This is a genomic window from Rhodococcus erythropolis NBRC 15567, from assembly GCF_001552595.1.
Taxonomy (GTDB): Bacteria; Actinomycetota; Actinomycetes; order Mycobacteriales; family Mycobacteriaceae; genus Rhodococcus_F; species Rhodococcus_F erythropolis.
Window position 1 is genome coordinate 1033736 of record NZ_BCRM01000001.1, and the last position, 16223, is coordinate 1049958.

The 16223-nt window shown below is 61.0% G+C and carries 13 protein-coding genes; 4 read left to right on the plus strand and 9 right to left on the minus strand.

Translation table 11 applies throughout. The features are described from left to right. Positions 1–44: 44 nt before the first annotated feature. From RE4_RS05025 to RE4_RS05050, 6 genes are all read right to left on the minus strand, one after another. Complete coding sequence (locus RE4_RS05025; RefSeq protein ID WP_060938110.1) at positions 45–1052, minus strand: NADP-dependent oxidoreductase; 1008 nt, start codon at positions 1050–1052, stop codon at positions 45–47. After that, the gene (locus RE4_RS05030) at positions 1049–1477 is read right to left on the minus strand and encodes an organic hydroperoxide resistance protein (protein ID WP_003939720.1); all 429 of its coding nucleotides are present in this window, start codon (positions 1475–1477) and stop codon (positions 1049–1051) included. Before RE4_RS05030 ends, RE4_RS05025 begins: the two co-directional genes overlap by 4 nt. Next, positions 1474–1935: a MarR family winged helix-turn-helix transcriptional regulator gene (locus RE4_RS05035; protein ID WP_003940568.1), complete on the minus strand. Its 462-nt coding sequence runs from the start codon at positions 1933–1935 to the stop codon at positions 1474–1476. The genes RE4_RS05030 and RE4_RS05035 overlap by 4 nt, the downstream gene beginning before the upstream one ends. Positions 1936–2013: 78 nt before the next feature. Next, entirely contained in the window at positions 2014–3396 is a 1383-nt protein-coding gene (locus RE4_RS05040) for a condensation domain-containing protein (RefSeq protein WP_060938111.1), read from the minus strand. Continuing rightward, positions 3396–4868, minus strand: a complete 1473-nt coding sequence (locus tag RE4_RS05045; protein WP_060938112.1) for a condensation domain-containing protein — start codon at positions 4866–4868, stop codon at positions 3396–3398. The genes RE4_RS05040 and RE4_RS05045 overlap by 1 nt, the downstream gene beginning before the upstream one ends. Continuing rightward, on the minus strand, positions 4801–6333 hold the full coding sequence (locus RE4_RS05050; RefSeq protein WP_060938113.1) for a condensation domain-containing protein: 1533 nt from the start codon (positions 6331–6333) through the stop codon (positions 4801–4803). Before RE4_RS05050 ends, RE4_RS05045 begins: the two co-directional genes overlap by 68 nt. 471 nt (positions 6334–6804) lie before the next feature. On the opposite strand from RE4_RS05050, the gene sthA reads away from it, so the two are divergent. From sthA to RE4_RS05065, 3 genes are all read left to right on the plus strand, one after another. Next, on the plus strand, positions 6805–8217 hold the full coding sequence (gene sthA, locus RE4_RS05055; RefSeq protein ID WP_060938114.1) for a Si-specific NAD(P)(+) transhydrogenase: 1413 nt from the start codon (positions 6805–6807) through the stop codon (positions 8215–8217). Between the two features lie 151 nt (positions 8218–8368). Beyond that, complete coding sequence (locus tag RE4_RS05060; RefSeq protein WP_060938115.1) at positions 8369–9271, plus strand: hypothetical protein; 903 nt, start codon at positions 8369–8371, stop codon at positions 9269–9271. Between the two features lie 88 nt (positions 9272–9359). After that, entirely contained in the window at positions 9360–10226 is an 867-nt protein-coding gene (locus RE4_RS05065; RefSeq protein ID WP_060938116.1) for a class I SAM-dependent methyltransferase, read from the plus strand. Between the two features lie 581 nt (positions 10227–10807). Here RE4_RS05065 and RE4_RS05070 read toward each other — a convergent pair. Together RE4_RS05070 and RE4_RS05075 are read right to left on the minus strand one after the other, a co-directional pair. Then, positions 10808–11242 carry a hypothetical protein gene (locus tag RE4_RS05070; protein ID WP_060938117.1) on the minus strand — a complete coding sequence of 145 codons (435 nt, stop codon included), beginning with the start codon at positions 11240–11242 and terminating at the stop codon, positions 10808–10810. A 50-nt stretch (positions 11243–11292) separates the two neighbouring features. Further along, positions 11293–12294 carry a helix-turn-helix domain-containing protein gene (locus RE4_RS05075; RefSeq protein ID WP_238076651.1) on the minus strand — a complete coding sequence of 334 codons (1002 nt, stop codon included), beginning with the start codon at positions 12292–12294 and terminating at the stop codon, positions 11293–11295. A 364-nt stretch (positions 12295–12658) separates the two neighbouring features. On the opposite strand from RE4_RS05075, the gene RE4_RS05080 reads away from it, so the two are divergent. Continuing rightward, complete coding sequence (locus RE4_RS05080) at positions 12659–15178, plus strand: helix-turn-helix transcriptional regulator (RefSeq protein WP_060938119.1); 2520 nt, start codon at positions 12659–12661, stop codon at positions 15176–15178. A 6-nt stretch (positions 15179–15184) separates the two neighbouring features. Here RE4_RS05080 and RE4_RS05085 read toward each other — a convergent pair whose 3' ends face one another. Next, complete coding sequence (locus RE4_RS05085) at positions 15185–15940, minus strand: MerR family transcriptional regulator (protein ID WP_019745027.1); 756 nt, start codon at positions 15938–15940, stop codon at positions 15185–15187. Positions 15941–16223 lie beyond the last annotated feature (283 nt).

A 16223-nucleotide genomic window follows, 5' to 3' on the forward strand; every position in this document is an offset into this window, starting at 1 on the left:
TTCGCGGCCACCTTCATATTCGTTCGAGCCAGATGTTGTTCGGGTTACAGCGTGACAACCATCTTGCCGGTGTTCGCGCCGCGCATCAGGTCGATGAACGCTTGCGGTGCATTCTCCAGGCCTTCGACGATGGTCTCGTCCCACTGAATCTTGTTGTCGGCGAGCCACCCTGCCATGTGGGTGCGGAATTCGCCACCGAGGTGACGGTAGCCGCCTACGAGGAATCCGCGCAGTGTGAGCTGCTTGCCGATCATTAGTGCCAGGTTGTGGGGAGCGGTGGGCTTCTCGGTGGTGTTGTACTGAGCGATGGCTCCGCACAGGGCAATCCGGCCACCCTGGTTCATGGCATCGATGGCGGCTTCGAGATGCTCGCCACCGACGTTGTCGAAGTACACGTCGATGCCCTCAGGGGCGGCAGCGGCGAGCAGTTCGGTGATCGGGCCGTCGTGGTAGTCGAATGCCGCATCGAATCCGAGTTCGAGAAGTCGGGCAACCTTCGCCGGTGAACCGGCGCTACCGATTACTCGCTTCGCTCCGAGCAACTTGGCGATCTGACCGACGAGCGATCCGACGGCACCGGCTGCGCCGGAGACGAACACGGTATCGCCTTCCTTGAACTCCGCAACCGCGGTGAGGCCGGCATACGCGGTGAGGCCAGTCATGCCGAGGGCACCCAGGTAGGCCGTCGCCGGCGCGATGGACGTGTCGGCCGGAGTCACTGCGGATCCGTCGAGGATGGCGTATTCACGCCAGCCGAGGCCGTGGACGACAACGTCGCCCACAGCGCGATCAGCCGACTTGGATTCGACGACCTCGCCGACAGCACCACCGTCGAGCGGCGCACCGACCTGGAACGGCGGAAGGTAGGACTTCACGTCGTTCATTCGGCCGCGCATGTACGGGTCGACGGAGATGGCGATGTTGCGGACCAGGATCTGGCCGTCTTCGAGTTCGGGGAGTTCTACTTCGGCGGTGGCGAAGTTCTCCGAGGTGGGCCAACCGTTCGGGCGTGAAGCGAGACGGATTTCCCGGCTGACAGTGGTGGTGCTCATTCGTCGTCCTTACTTACTTCGAGGGTGACCTCGATGTTGCCGCGAGTTGCATTGGAGTACGGGCACACCTGGTGCGCCTTCTCCGTCAACTCGACGGCCTGATCATGGGGCAGATGGGGGAGTGAAACCTCCAGCGTCACAGCGAGTCCGAAGCCTCCTGCACCGTTGGGGCCGATGCCGACCCGCGCGCCGACTGCGGAATCAGCCACGTTGGCCTTCTCGGCGCGGGCGACCATCTGCAGAGCGGAGTGGAAGCATGCTGCGTATCCGGCGGCAAAGAGCTGCTCGGGGTTGGTGCCTTCGCCACTGCCACCCATTTCCTTGGGAATGGCGAGGCCGAGATCGAGGCGTCCGTCCGAAGTGCGAGCGTGACCGTTGCGGCCTTCGCCGGTGGCAAGTGCTTCTGCGGTGTAGACGATGTTCATGACTTCTTCTTTCCGTCGGAGTGGGCATTGGATGCTTGAAGTGACTCACCGAGACGAGTGAGAACGTCTCGAAGTTCTGTGAGTTCGTCGTTACTCAGACCAGTGGCGCCTGCGAGCTTGGCCGGGATGTCCTCGGCCTTGCTGCGCAAGGTGGAACCCGCCTCGGTCAGGTGAATCTCGACGCGACGCTCGTCCGTGGTGAGGCGTCGGCGTTCGATGAATCCCAGACCCTCCAGCCTCTTGAGCAGCGGCGACAGGGTTCCGGTATCGAGATCGAGTGCCTCACAGATCTCACGCACGCCCCGGCCGTCTCGTTCCCAGAGTGTCAACAGGACGAGGTACTGGGGATACGTGATTCCCAGGTCGTCGAGCATTGCCCGGTACGCGGCCGTAGTGGCCCGCGACGCCGAATAGAGGGCGAAGCAGACCTGGCGTTCGAGAGCGAGTGGGTTGGTCACGAGAACAACTGTAGCGCACAGTTAAGTTGTGCACAACAAAGAAGTGTCAAATAGATCCGCGGATGCACAGCCGTCTGGCTACGGCGTCGACAGAATCTCGGATACGCACCCGAGGAAGGTGAACACTGCCTGGGCCGCGGGTGCCGGAAATCGGGTGCGCACTGCCAGCCCGTCGTTGGTGCGCGAAAACCAGAACTGAACGTCGTCGGCGCTCGACACGCGACTGAGTTGCTGCGGATTGATCGGCGCAGGTTGTGAGTCGCCGGGCCGTGATTCGCGGGGGCGAGATCCACCGGGCATGGTCCGGTAGTCGGCGTAGGACACCGAGAAGATGTCTCGGCGAGTGGGCGAAACCTCGGGCCCCAAGCTCCTCAACACTTGTCTCGACGACACGGACGACAGTGAAAGTGCCTCGTGGAAAGCGAGATTGACTGCCCGAGCAGTGCTGTGAAGATCATCCATGCTCGTCACGGTGATGGGTGCATTGGCCACCAGCCAGCCGAAGGTGTGGTTGTGCCGCGGTTCCCGACGCGTGTGAACAGGGAACAGAAGGCGTGTGTCTCGCTTTTCGGTCAATTGTGTTGTGGCCAAACCGATCGACGCAAGAATCGCACCGAACGACGAGTGTCGATGATCGGCGCAGTTCTGGTCGAACAGCTCTGCTTCGTCGGCGTCGAGGAGCATTCGGGTGTCTGTGCCCTGGGGCGACATGGTCCCGGCGGGCAGTCCCAGATCTACGGGAAAATGGGGAGTGTCACCCCCGCAAGCTCGAAGGAAAGACCGCCACCCCGCAATGCGGTGGTCGCCGGGCTCTGGATCCGCGGTTGCCGATTCACGGAAGCAGTAGTTGAGGAAACTCCCGGGCTCGGGCAAGAGATCCGACGCGATCGGATTACGGTCCGCCCGCGTGTATTCACGATACAGAGTGCTGATCTCGGTAATTGCGATGCTCATGGACCAGCCGTCGCAGATGGCATGGTCGAATCCGCAGATCACTGTCGACTGGTCCTCGCGGGTGATGGCCCCGAGAAAGTAGGCGGGAAACGCAAAAGGATTGCACCATCGATCCAAGCGCTCGCCCAAGAGTTCTCGCACCTGTTCCGGCGTTCGCGCATCCGCCACTGTTTCCTCACGGAGGCGCAGATCGGCGACATCGGCGACGTCGACGAACAGCGCCGAGGATTCATCCGCTTCTTCGGCCTGGGAGAACGAGCACGACAGGGCGTCGTGACGGGACGTCCATTCCTCGAAGCTGGCCCGGAGTGCGTCCGTGTCGATCGGGCCGGGAACGTCGAAAGTGGCAGCGAGCCAAGTCGTATCGCCGCGGGTCCCGGCAAGATGCAGCTGCTGATTCGAGGTCGGAGGAACCGGATACGTCGATCCGGTGGAGATTTCGCTCGGCGTCCACTGCAGGATGCGGCCCGGCCGTGCCTCGAATCTGTCGAGAAAGGTGATGTGCATCAGGCGGTCTCCACTTCCTGACGTGCATCCGCCTGACGAACGACACGGTAGTCACCGGTATCGGCGACCGTTCTCAGGACGTTGCGGAGGTGTCGAAGGTACCGATCCACCGATATGTGCGCTAGCTCGGTATCGGGAAAACTGACCATCACGTACGTACGGTCTTCCTTCCGGTTGATCCACATCGACAGATCACCCGTCGTTCCTGGCCCACCGAGTGCGCGCGCTTCGAGTTCGTCGTGGTGCTCGGCACCTGGAATCAGGCGCATGTCGATGTACGACACCATCGGCGGGACCGAGGTTCCGCCGATGTCGGATCCGGTCAACTTCGACACCTGGGCGATCACCGAGTGAATGGACACGTCCGCGAGTCCCTTCACGGCTGCGCGAGCAGCGTGAGCAAGGGGGAGTGCATCGGTGAAGGTGGTGACACCACTCAGCGTGAACGAGACCGGGACGAGATTGATGAACCAGCCTTGAGAAAACAGGTATCTCGGATCGGAACGAGTACCGACTGCGTTGAGCGCGAAGTAGTTCGCTCTGTCAGCAACTTCGATCTCGGTGAGGGCGAGGGCTGCGAAGATCCCCGTGGAGAATCCGACGCCATTGGACTTGCACAGCGCTGCGAACGCGGCTGACTCGTCGCTGTCGAGAACGTCGATATGTGTGCGGGTCGACCGGGTCTGTTCGCCCTGCGCGACGCCGAGGTCGAGGGGGAACGTCGGGAGTTGTCCGGCGTTGGCGGCGAGAATCGAAATCCATTGCTGCACAGGTTCTGCGGCTAGGTCGAGGTTCTTCGCCGCTGCCCGTTCTTCGCCGCTGTACTCGACGTAGCTACCGGGAGAGGGAAGTTGAGCGTCGATGCCGGCGCTTTCGGCGATGTACAGCGCACGAAGTTCTTCGACGCCCAACATCAGCGACAGGCCGTCGGTGTGCGAGTGATCGACGCCGTAGTAGATGGTGAAACCGGCGCCGGTGCCGTGCTCGACGGCGCCACTGGTGAACGAAGGCCATTGCAGTGGGCTGGTGTCGCCTGCGAAACTTCGGCTGACATGCTCGCGAACCGCATCGGTCGTGTTCAGGGAACCGACGCTGTGCGGCGCGAGTTCGATCGTCGATTCATCCACCACGTGACGGTCGATGACCCCGCTGCCGCCAGGATCTTCGGATGGTCTCACCTCGAACCAACTGTGAAGTGTGTTGTGCCGCGAGACAAACGCCTGGACAGCCCGACGCAGTGCCTCCCGATCGAGATCACCGGGCAGAGTGAACGTGAATCCGATCCACGGTGACCAGTCGACGCCTTGTGCGCGCTTGTGATCGGCGGTACGAATGTGTCCCTCTTGGAGGAACGAGAGAGGTTGGTCGCTCAGTGGTGCTCGAGATGCTGCCGTCAGGGACTGCTCAGTAGGCCTGAACTCGGTGAGCGTCCCGGCTTTCGGTGCCCAGAGATCGATGGGTGTCATTTCCATGAGAGTTCTCCTCGATCGGTGCAGCGGTATTGATCGGTACAGCGGTGTTGATCGGTACAGCGGTGTTGGTCGGAGGTGAGCATGTGTCGGTCGAGAAGGCAAAGTCCTCCATTTCGCGGCGTAGGAGTCCCGCGAACTGATGGATGTGGCGGCTTGTGCGCGCGTTGCCTGGGTGGCGTATGGCCAGATTGAGCCCTTCGGGAGTCCGTGTGAGCCAGATGTAGACGTCGGTTCCCGAATGATCGCGACTACGAAGGCCTCTGGTCTGCCAGCTCGTCCATTGCTCGGCACCAGGAACGTGACGAACGTCCATGTACGAGAGCACGAACGGCAGGTGCTGGGGGGAGTCGATCAGCTCGCACACTTTCGAATACGGCAGGGCCGCTGCGGGGCGGACGCGTCGCATCTCCGTGCCGGCAACCTTGGCCAGATCGCTCACGCTTGCTGCGGGGGCAATCGGAATCCTCACCGGCACAACACCGATGAACCATCCCAGCGATGCGGCCCATCGAAGCTCCGAACGGGTGTGTTGCGGCACCACGACGCGGAATTCGTCTGCACCGGTGAGATCACCGGTCACCTTGGCCGCGCACGCGAGTATCGCGGCCAGGAATCCTTGGTTGCTGCGCTTGCTCGCTTCTGCCAGGCGTTCGGCTCCCCGGGCGCTCAGAAGCCAGGCGGACAGGCTCTGCTGAGGGACTCGGCGTCCGGCGACCGGTTCGGGCAGCGCTGGAAAGAGCGGAGCCTCGCCCTGCGCGTAGAACTCGCGCCACGTCTGCACCGCCGGGTGAGAGCAGTCCGCGTGTCCCACGAGATCTCGTTCCCTGGTGCCGAAGTCGATGTAGCTTCCGGTCTCCGGCGGCGAGGGAGGGCTTCCCTCGCTCGACGAACGGTAGATCGTCTGCAGTTCGTGCGCGGTCAACGCCACCGAATATCCGTCCAGCAGAGCATGATCAGCGGCAAAGACCACGGTGAAATGGTTGGGACCTTCAATCGTCGCGAACTGGTACGCAGGCCACACAAGTGGATCGGTCGACCGGTCGAGCAGTTGCTGCAGATGCGTGAAGACGGACATCGAGGACGCAAGATGTCCGACTTCGTTACCCAGAATTCGGACGTCCCCGGGACCCGCGGTGCGTCGGACTATCGCTTCGCCCTCCATGGCGACTCGTGTTCGGAGCACTTCGTGGCGATCGATCCAGTGATCGAGAGTGGCCGCCCAGATCCTTCGGTCGAGTCGGTCGTGGATGCGAAACGAGGTGCCCAGCCACGACGGAGTGCATCCGTCGTTGTGATGGTGCGCCTGCCGTTTCGCCTGCTCGGCATGTTTCAAGTGTGCTTCGTGTATGTAGCTGGCGGGACGCTGGTCGACAGGCCACAGTTCGGGCGGATTCACTGCGGCAGGAGTCCACTCGGTGACGGTCCCAGGAGGTAGGGGATAGTCGGCAAGTTCCGTGAATTCCATTGGGAAACCTGATCTCTCGAGATGGCGAAAGGTGGGGATCGTGAACGGGGCGGATGTTTGTAACCGAGAGTGACAGATGATTAGTCAAGGCAAGTAGAACGCGACCTGAGGCTCCGCGCAACTGCTTCGGTCCGGGATGTGACGAGGAACATTCTGCTCGTTATTTCGGACAATTCGAATACTGGACATCCGGTTTACTGCCCTGGTCACCTGTCAGTTGATCGATCAATCACTCTGGGGTGAAACAAATTTCAACAGACCGTTGTGAACTCCGTCAGACGGCGAAGAATGTGCGCATGCGAATGTCGGAATATGTTTGTGTGTAGCAATTTTCGTAAGGGTTTGACTGTATCTCTTTTAATTGCAACAGGGTTCGTGTACAGCCGTCGTGCCCGTTCGGCGCGCGGATTGTTCACCGAGTATTGACATGCTCGGCATCTGCCGGTCGTATGCAGACGGTATTTGTAAGCGATGACTGATCCGATGGAATACGACCTGGTTGTGATCGGCTCCGGCCCGGGTGGTCAGAAGGCTGCCATCGCGGCGGCCAAGCTGGGTAAACGGGTAGCGATGGTCGAGAAGGGCAACATGCTCGGGGGAGTGTGCGTCAACACCGGCACCATTCCGTCGAAGACGTTGCGCGAGGCGGTTCTCTACCTCACCGGGATGAACCAACGCGAACTGTACGGCGCAAGTTACCGCGTCAAGGAGAACACCACTCCGGCCGACCTGCTGGCGCGAACCCAGCATGTCATCACCAAAGAAATCGAAGTCGTGCGATCTCAGCTCCTGCGTAACCGCGTCGAATTGCTGGTAGGGGTCGGCTCGTTCGTCGACGAGCACACCATCCTCGTCGAGGACGCCTCGCGCGGAGACAAGATGACGATCACGGCAAAATTCGTTGTGATCGCGACCGGAACGTTGCCTGCCCGCCCGGCGGGGGTGTCCTTCGACAGTCACCGGGTGCTCGACTCCGACGGAATCCTCGATCTGACCTCCATCCCGACCACCATGGTCGTGGTGGGCGCGGGAGTGATCGGTATCGAGTACGCGTCGATGTTCGCGGCACTCGGCACCAAGGTCACCGTCGTCGAGAAGAGAACGTCGATGCTGGACTTCTGTGACCCCGAGGTCATCGAATCGCTTCGGTTCCATTTACGCGATCTGGCGGTCACTTTCCGATTCGGTGAAGAAGTGACGGCCGTCGACGTCGGAGCGAACGGAACACTTACGACGCTGCGCAGCGGCAAGCAGATTCCCGCCGAGACCGTGATGTACTCGGCGGGACGGCAAGGCCTCACAGCGCCACTCGCGCTGGAGAACGCCGGGCTCGAAGCCGACGAACGTGGCCGCATCTACGTCGACGACAATTTCCGCACCAAGGTCGAACACATCTACGCCGTCGGTGACGTCATCGGCTTCCCGGCGTTGGCGGCGACGTCGATGGATCAAGGTCGACTCGCGGCCTACCACGCCTTCGACGAACCAGGCGCGAAGCTGATGGATCTGCAGCCGATCGGCATCTACTCGATTCCCGAGGTGTCGTACGTAGGCGCCACCGAGGTCGATCTGACCAAGGAATCGGTGCCGTACGAGGTCGGGGTTTCCCGATACCGTGAACTCGCGCGCGGGCAGATCGCAGGCGACACCTACGGGATGCTCAAGATCCTGGTGTCGACGGATGACCTGAAACTGCTCGGCGTTCATATCTTCGGCTCGGGTGCAACGGATCTCGTGCATATCGGCCAAGCGGTGATGGGGTGCGGCGGGACCGTCGAATACCTTGTCGACGCCGTCTTCAACTATCCGACACTGTCCGAGGCGTACAAGGTGGCGGCGCTCGACGTCATGAACAAGATCAGGGCTCTCAAGCAATTCCACTAGGGGTCGGGGTGTCCCCAGGTACCGGTCAGGGTCGGTCGGTGTACTTCTCGGGTAGCACTTGTTCGAATACCTGAGGGTGATGTCAGGCCTGGGAAAATAGGGCAGGGTCTATCTCTATGACCATTGCCCATGAACTTCGTGTGGAATTTCGATGCTGATCGGACTGATTGCCGCGATCGTGGCGTGCGTCGGATACGGCGTGGCGTCGGTGTTGCAGGCGTACGGCGCGCGCAAGTCGGCAGCGGCCGCCGAGCAGCGAGGCGAGGCCGGACACGTGACGGCGACGGGTGGCCCGACCTTGCGTTCGACGTTCGCCGCCGCGCTGACGGCGTCGTTCATCCTGGGCACCGTGCTCGATGCGGTCGGATTCGCCGGTAGTGCCATCTCCGCGCGGCTCATTCCACTGTTCTTGTCGCAGACAGTGGTCAGTGCCAATCTCGTCATCACGGCAGTGCTGGGGACCGTGGTCCTGGGCATCCAGTTGCATCGTCGCGACTGGTTCGCGATCGCCGCGGTGATCGGATCGCTCCTGCTGCTCGGTTTGTCTTCGGGTCACGCGGGCGGCGGGAGTTCCAACGAGGTCGTCCACTGGGGTGTCCTGGTGGGCTCGGCGTTGATCTTGTCGATCGGTATCGGTTTGATCCGATGGTTGGGCTCACGCGCAGCAGTTGTCGCCGGGTTGATCTCGGGTGTGCTGTTCGGCTGTCTGGCCATTGCCGTACGCGTGGTCTACGGAATCGATCCGTTCGAAATCGGCACGATGCTCCGCGATCCGGCCGGCTGGGCAATCCTCGTCTCGGGCCTGGGCGGTTTCTATCTGCACACGGTGGCGTTGCAACTGGGATCCGTCAACGGAGCGACAGCGGCACTGGTTGTCGGCGAGACGGTCGTTCCGGGAATCGTCGGCGTCGTGGTGCTCGGCGATGCGTCGCGACCGGGCCTGGAATGGCTCGCCATCGTCGGATTCGTCGGAGCGATCGCGGGCGCCGTCGCCGTAGCCGTCTTCGGCGCGGCGAGCCACGAGGGGAAACCTGCCGAAGAAGTGACCGTCTGATTCGAAAACCACAGCCCTTCGAAAACTGGAACGCGAACACGAACACAGACGTGTTAAAAAGACACTTCAAGTCGATGGCGGAGGGTCAATGGTGCACGAGGGCCAAGCGAAGCACGAGGCAGAAGCCATCGCCGGCAACCGGTCGAATTGGGACGATCGTGCCGAGGTGCATGTGCGCTCCGAAATGTATGACGTCGGAGGGTTTCTCGCCGACAGAGCGGCCATTTCCAGAGTCGTGCAGAACGATCTGTCGAGTCTGTCTACGCATCTGCCGGCGTCGGGAGTGCGGGATCGCTCGCTCCTACACTTGCAGTGTCACATTGGTATCGACACCATTTCCTGGGCGCGCCTTGGTGCGGTGGAGGTGCACGGGCTCGATCTTTCGCCCAACTCTCTGCGCCACGCAGCGCGTATCGCGAAGGCCGACGACCGCGAGATCACGTGGGTGGAAGGTGATGCGCGATTCGCCTCGACGCTGATCGACCGACGTTTCGACACGATCGTCACCAGCGCCGGGACAATCGTCTGGTTGCCGGAACTCGCCACCTGGGCCCAGTCGATCCACGACCTCCTCGAGCCGGGTGGGGTGTTTCAGATCCGGGACGATCATCCGATCCTCGGCGCAATGGCATTCGAGCCGTGGATGATTACCGACGACTACCTCTCCGGAGGCGGCATGCGATCGTACGAAGACTCGGCGACCTATACCGGGAACTCCGACGGACAGATAGCGCACACCGCCAACCACGAATGGCGCCACGACCTAGGCGAGGTCATTGGTTCCTTGCTGGATGTGGGTCTTCATATCGAATCAGTTTCGGAACTTCCCTACATGGACTGGCCGGCCTTCCCCGAACTCGTTCCATGCGCCAACGGATGGACTCTGCCGAGCCACTCTCCGCGGATCCCTTTGAACTTCGCCATCGTCGCCAGGCGAAATCAGCGAAGTGAGTGAGCAGAGCCGATCCCTTGGGAGACTTCGAATAATTCCTGCAGTGGCGTGGCCGTATTTCGTGCATGATCGTCGGATGGCTTTGTCCCGGTTGTTGCCTGCCAACTCGCCCCTATCGCAAGTCGGCGCGTCGAGTGTCGTGTGTCCAGGGATCGAGTGAATCGTAGTTCTTTCAAGCTAATACTTTTGGTGGATAGTGCTTTTCGCTCGAACTCTGCTCGGCGTTGATGCAACCGTTCGACGAATTTGCAATATCAGGTTCGAGTGAACCTGCGTCGCTGTTCGGTCGGTCCAGCGGTAACGGAAACCGCATTTTCGCAGATAGTTCTAATGCACGACCGATGCCTCGCATACGTTGTGCGGTCACAGGCACCGGGTCGTAGACCGGAGGAAAGTAATGAGCAGCTTGGATATTCAACGTTGGTCGAACGACTTCACTGCGCTGACCAAAGTCATTTCGGAAGGCATCGAGCAGTTTGTTCTCCGGTTCATTTCCAGCTGAAGTGATCTGAGCTCGCTGCCTGGCAAGGAGTTATTGATCTCCACCGCGGTTCGGAGGCCGAATCGTGATGAAGCAGAGGTTCTTACGGGGTCTGGGAGGCCTGGGCGGGGGCGAGCAGGTAGGAGAACACGTACGTAACTGCGGCGATGACCGCCAGTACGATCAAGGTCGTCGGGAACCCTGCGGCATCTCGCACCGGGGCACCTGAAGCGGTGACGGCCGCCATGAACACTCCGATTACCAACAATGTCACCGCCAAGGCCGAGTACGCAGCGAACCGATGCTTCCAGCAGCAGACTGTGCGCGCCGGCCATGTGTGGCTTGTTCTCAGGGCGCAGCGCCCGCCTGCAACAGCGCTCGAGCCAACAATCAGCCCGACCAGCGCTCCGATGAAAGCGGGTATGAACAGTCCTACCCAGGACCAGGCTCCATCGCCGATTATCGGGATCATCACGGCAACACCTGTGACCGCGCCTGTGAGCGCAGCCAGACTCAGTTCCTTGTCGACCCAGCTCATGGATCAACTAGAACACAGGCGCGATCCCGAGGCTGTGGAGTATTTCGGATTCAGGGGCTGAAGAACTCGAGTCGACTGTGCAGCCGTGCGATCGACGGGTCCCCGATCGTGCGCCTGCCATCGGTACGAGCTTGGCTCGGAGTCATCCCGTAGAAGTTTTTGAACGCGCGCGCCAATTGGGATTTCGAGGTGAAGCCACATCGCAGGGCCAACGCGTCGATCGTTTCGTTCGGCATCTCGGCTCTGGTCAACTCGCGGTAGACGAGTTCGAGACGCTTGCGCCGTATGACAAGAGCGATTCCGCCGTCGGATGCGAATGCGCGGTAGAGCTGTGCTCGGGAAACCGACAATGCTGCGCACATGCTCGTCGGTCCGAGCCAGGTCTCCGAGAGGTGCTCGGCGATGTAGGCGTACGCACGATCGCGGAGCGAGTGATCGGGCCGCGGCGACAGATCAGGTTCGGCGATACCCAAACTGACACGCAGGAGGGAAGCGACGACGTCCTCGTAGCCGGCCGCAGCATCGGGATCGAGATGCGGTAGCGCGAGTACGACCGATTGCATGCACTGAGCGAGCACGACGGCAGGAACTCCGCGCAGTACCGTCCCGTGTAGAGAACGACCCTTCGACTCCGCTTCGACGAGGGAGCGCGGCGCCAGGAGTGTGATGGTGCGTCCGGTCGCCTCGGTTTCGACGTCAGCAGTCCAGGTTCGCCCGAGGTCGAAGAACGCGATGTCCCCAGGGCGGGCGACAAAATCCACTCCGTCGGCGTCACCACTGACCTGTCCGCCGAGGACGACCTGGATCATGTACTGATCGTCGAGTCCGCTCTCGGCGATCACAACTTTGCTGCGGTTGTACTTCTGCGCGTTGAAGGTCGTTTCACCGATCAGCGAGGTCCCGATAGGCAGGGCGGAGATCGAGCCTTGGAGGGGCGTGTCGGCGCCTATCGGCTCGGTGACGAAGAACGGACGCGTGACGACACGCCAGAAGTCGTTGGCGTCCGCAGGGTCCACCGATCGAGTCGACACGCGAATGCGGGCGGAATTCATCGGCACGCGGGCATGATATGTCAGATCCCGCAGGTCGCAGCCACTCTCCCGCAAATAAACGTCAATAGTGACCGAGCCCACATAATGAGACAAATCGGGCGTATTTGTGAGACGGCCAGTGCTCGCGTGTCGCGGTGATTCTGTCTATGTTGTTCGTTATGGGTGGACAGGTTGGGAGTTCGATGCTCGAACGAAATCTCGAGTTCGGCGGGGATCGACTGCTCGTTTGTCGGCCATCATGACATCCACTTCGAATCGGTCGCAGCTATCTCGAGCAAAGCGAAATCCTCGAGGAAGGGGCACGCTGCAAAGACGGCTCGCCGGGCGTGGAGCCACGGCGATTCGTCCTCGTCTGCTCGGGTTGATGGAACGCTCGGCGGGATTGACGGTCATCGATTCGCCGCGTGGGTTCGGGAAGACGGACCTCGCCGCGTTGTGGCTCACGACTCTCGGGCACATGCCCATCAGACCAGTTGTCTGGGTGCCGGCGCCATCGAATCGGATGACCCCCCTCGAGTACTGGAACACTGCGCTCGCAGTGATTCAAGATTCTCTGGAATCACTCGAGGCCCCGCCACGAATGCGCGAGGATCCGGTGGGGGCAATCGAATCACTACTCGACTCGTCGCCCACTCCATTCGTGTTGGTGTTCAACCGCATCGACCTGGTTGAGGGTGACGAGGTGGGACGCCGAATCGTGGATCTGATCGTGCGGCTTCCCGGATTGAAAGTAATCGTCACGCTGCAGGATCGGTCTGCGACGGACTTACTCGAGGACGTCCGCGTGGACGAGTACCTGTGCGCGAACGACCTCAGGTACACGCTCGACGAGTCCACAGTTCTGTTCGCGGAGGCAGGGATCCACCTTCCCTCGGGCATCGTCCATTCGATCTGCGAGCGTGTTGCCGGCGTTCCTGTGCTGATGAAGGTTGCTCTGAGTGCGGTTGCGGGGCTGAGTGAACCGAGTCGTGGGCGCGAACGCGTTCAGCAGCGAGTGGACCAAGCGATCCACGCGTACGTCAGTCGGACCGCTCCTCGATCGGGCAAGTCGCTCGAGTTGTTCGACTTCGCGACTACGATCGCCGCCGCCCGCACCGTCACACCAGAGATCGCTCGTGTCTTGTCCGACGATCTTGACGTGGAGGGCAAACTGGACTTGCTCGAGTCTTTCGGTCTGATCTTTCGGGACGGTCTCGAGGGAAAAGCATCCTGGTACTTTGCGCCGTCAGTTCGACTGGCATTCATGCAGATACGGACCGAACAAGGGGATGGATTCGACGATCCCTTCCAGGTTCTCGTCGATCACGCTCTCGGGACTTCGGATATAGCCGGTGCCGTTCACTACGCCTTGGACGGACGCCATTGGACCAGGGTGCTCGACATACTCGAGCGTCACTGGGCCGATCTTCTGGTCGATCACACCGGATTGGTCCGGACTGCGTTGCAATCCATACCCGGCGACGTGCTCAGTTCGAACTCTTCGATTCTGGTGGGCCGTGACCTGCTCGAATCACGCCTGCGGCCGCAGTTGGTCAACGGCGATTCGTTGCCGACGGAACCGGCGGAATTGCGTGCGATAGGTGGTAGTTCGCATGCGCACAGCTTGTTGAACGTCGGGACGGTCCAATCGGTTGTGCTGAGAACATCCGGTAAGTACCAACGCTCTACCGAGATCACGCGCAAGTTGGCTCACGTCGTGTACGGACTCGGTGACGAGTCGTTGGGCGCGTTGGGGTCTCAACTGCCCGCCCTGCGCCTGATCTGGGGTGTTTCGCATCAACTGACCGGTGACCTCGGTGATGCCGCGGTGGAATTGCGACTCGCCTATCAGGGTGCGATGGAACACGGTCCGGAGTTCGTCCTGCGGCACGCCGCTGGCAATGCCGCGCTCAACTCCGCGCTGATCGGGGACGTCGCGCACGCGACAGACTGGCTTCACCTCGAAAGCACACACCCGGACGTTTCGGGATGGTTGGGACCGCCCTCGCATATGGGGGGAGCGATCGCGCGGGCACTGGTGGCGTGCGATCGCGTGGACCTGAATGCCGGCGCTGCCGCGATGGACGCGCTCGCCGAGATCACACCGCCGGGCGACCTGTGGGCGTTCGCGGCCTACACTTACACCAGATTCGCACTGCTGCAATCGGATCCGTTCTCGGGGCTGATTTCGCTCCAGCGCGCAGTGGCAACGCACGGGCACGTGAATCCGTGTGAACGATCACTCGGTGACGCACTTCTCGCCGCGGCGCGTATCGATCTTCTGTTGGCGTCCGGGGAGGGTACCAAGGCGCTGGAGGAATCAGTCGCTGCGTCACATACGTTTGCTGTTGTCACGGTTTCTGTCGCTCGTGCGCATCTCCTGACGGGGGCTCCGTCACAGGCATTGGAATTGTGTCGCGAAATCGACTGGAGCGAGCAGTATCTCACGAGGTTTCGGCTCGAGTCCCTGCTGATCGAATGCGCTGCGCTGTGCGAACTGGGGAGAATCCCCGCTGCCGCCAGTCCGTGGGAGGAGGCTCGCGGACTGCTCGAAACCTCAGGTGTCCTGTCGGCGCTGGCGACCATATCGCGTGATCTGATCAGGCAACTGGAAGAGCGGGCCGAGGGCCCGAGCAGTGCCGTCGCAACCTTTCTCGAATCCGAAGTGCCGCAGATGTATCCGGCGGCTATCGTTCAAGTCCAATTGACGAAGCGGGAGATGGACGTTCTCGTGGAACTGGGTCTCGGCATTCCGATCGGCGAGATAGCGCGAAAGTTGTTCGTATCCAACAACACATTGAAGAGTCACCTGCGAGCCCTGTATCGCAAACTCGGTGCGCATTCCCGCGAAGAGGCCGTCGCGGCAGCGCACCGACACAACCTCCTCGGCAGTGGGCAGGACTGATCGACGTCAGTGCAAATTGCGCTCGGAGTAGATCTTCATCGCGTCACGGACCAGCGAAGCGGTGCCTTCTCCGTACTTGTCGTAGTTTGCAGTGAAGCGGGGATCGTCGACGTACATCTGGCCGAGTCCGGTGAAGGCGTCGGCGCTGGGAGTCCTTCCCTGCCAACCGATTTTTATCCACTCGAACTGTCTCTGGGTAATCGTCTGGACGTCGTCGCTTTCCGCGGGTAGGCCCGCTGTCAGTGCTTTTCCGAATGCCGCTGCGATGTCAGCTTGAGCTTGCAGATGTGCTTTCCGGTCCTGCTCGGACATCGACCGCCACCAGTTGTCGCCGCTGGTATAGGCGTCCTTGCCCCAACGCTCGATGACCTCGTCCTTGTATCGGGTGTGGTCGAACCCGTCGAAAACATCTTCCGGCATGAGTGATTCACCTTTCTTCGTCTTGTTCAACGTCCTGTTGACCGATTCGATCTGTCTCGAGATCCGCGTGCGCTCTTGCTCGAGGAGTTCGAGGTGCGTACGCAGCGCGGCGGCCGTGTCGCGTTCACCGGTGAGGACTTCGGCGATGGCCGGCAATCCGAGTCCGAGTTCCCGAAGCAGCAGGATGCGTTGCAGTCGCACCAGGGCGTCTTCGTCGTAGAAGCGGTAGCCGTTGGCGCCGATGCGGCTTGGTTCCAGGAGTCCGAGATCGCCGTAATGGCGCAGCGTTCTGCTGGTGGTACCGGCGGATTTGGCGAGTTCTTGGATGGACCATTCGCTCACGTGGAGTTCCTACTCTCGGATCGGTTGTGCTCATTCAGCATGCAAGTTGACGTTGCGTCAATGTCAAGAAAGTTCTCGGTGTGCATTGTCGGGAACGTTTTATGTCCGTTTCGCCGTATCGCCACGAACGGGTCTCCAACTGATTGATTCGATGACCTAGGTCACGTGATTTGGCTCACAAATTGCCAATTTGAATAGTTGAACAAGCCTCTGTTGACGCTTTCACATACCTCGACCACGATCATCTGAACAGATCGAGTTACGCGGTTGTTGAAAATGCACG

Excerpts from the sequence above, each read along its gene's own strand:
- RE4_RS05025 (WP_060938110.1), bottom strand. The coding sequence starts at position 1,052 with ATGAGCACCACCACTGTCAGCCGGGAAATCCGTCTCGCTTCACGCCCG.
- RE4_RS05030 (WP_003939720.1), bottom strand. The coding sequence starts at position 1,477 with ATGAACATCGTCTACACCGCAGAAGCACTTGCCACCGGCGAAGGCCGC.
- RE4_RS05040 (WP_060938111.1), bottom strand. The coding sequence starts at position 3,396 with ATGCACATCACCTTTCTCGACAGATTCGAGGCACGGCCGGGCCGCATC.
- RE4_RS05045 (WP_060938112.1), bottom strand. The coding sequence starts at position 4,868 with ATGGAAATGACACCCATCGATCTCTGGGCACCGAAAGCCGGGACGCTC.
- RE4_RS05050 (WP_060938113.1), bottom strand. The coding sequence starts at position 6,333 with ATGGAATTCACGGAACTTGCCGACTATCCCCTACCTCCTGGGACCGTC.
- sthA (WP_060938114.1), top strand. The coding sequence starts at position 6,805 with ATGACTGATCCGATGGAATACGACCTGGTTGTGATCGGCTCCGGCCCG.
- RE4_RS05060 (WP_060938115.1), top strand. The coding sequence starts at position 8,369 with ATGCTGATCGGACTGATTGCCGCGATCGTGGCGTGCGTCGGATACGGC.
- RE4_RS05065 (WP_060938116.1), top strand. The coding sequence starts at position 9,360 with ATGGTGCACGAGGGCCAAGCGAAGCACGAGGCAGAAGCCATCGCCGGC.
- RE4_RS05070 (WP_060938117.1), bottom strand. The coding sequence starts at position 11,242 with ATGAGCTGGGTCGACAAGGAACTGAGTCTGGCTGCGCTCACAGGCGCG.
- RE4_RS05075 (WP_238076651.1), bottom strand. The coding sequence starts at position 12,294 with ATGAATTCCGCCCGCATTCGCGTGTCGACTCGATCGGTGGACCCTGCG.
- RE4_RS05080 (WP_060938119.1), top strand. The coding sequence starts at position 12,659 with ATGGAACGCTCGGCGGGATTGACGGTCATCGATTCGCCGCGTGGGTTC.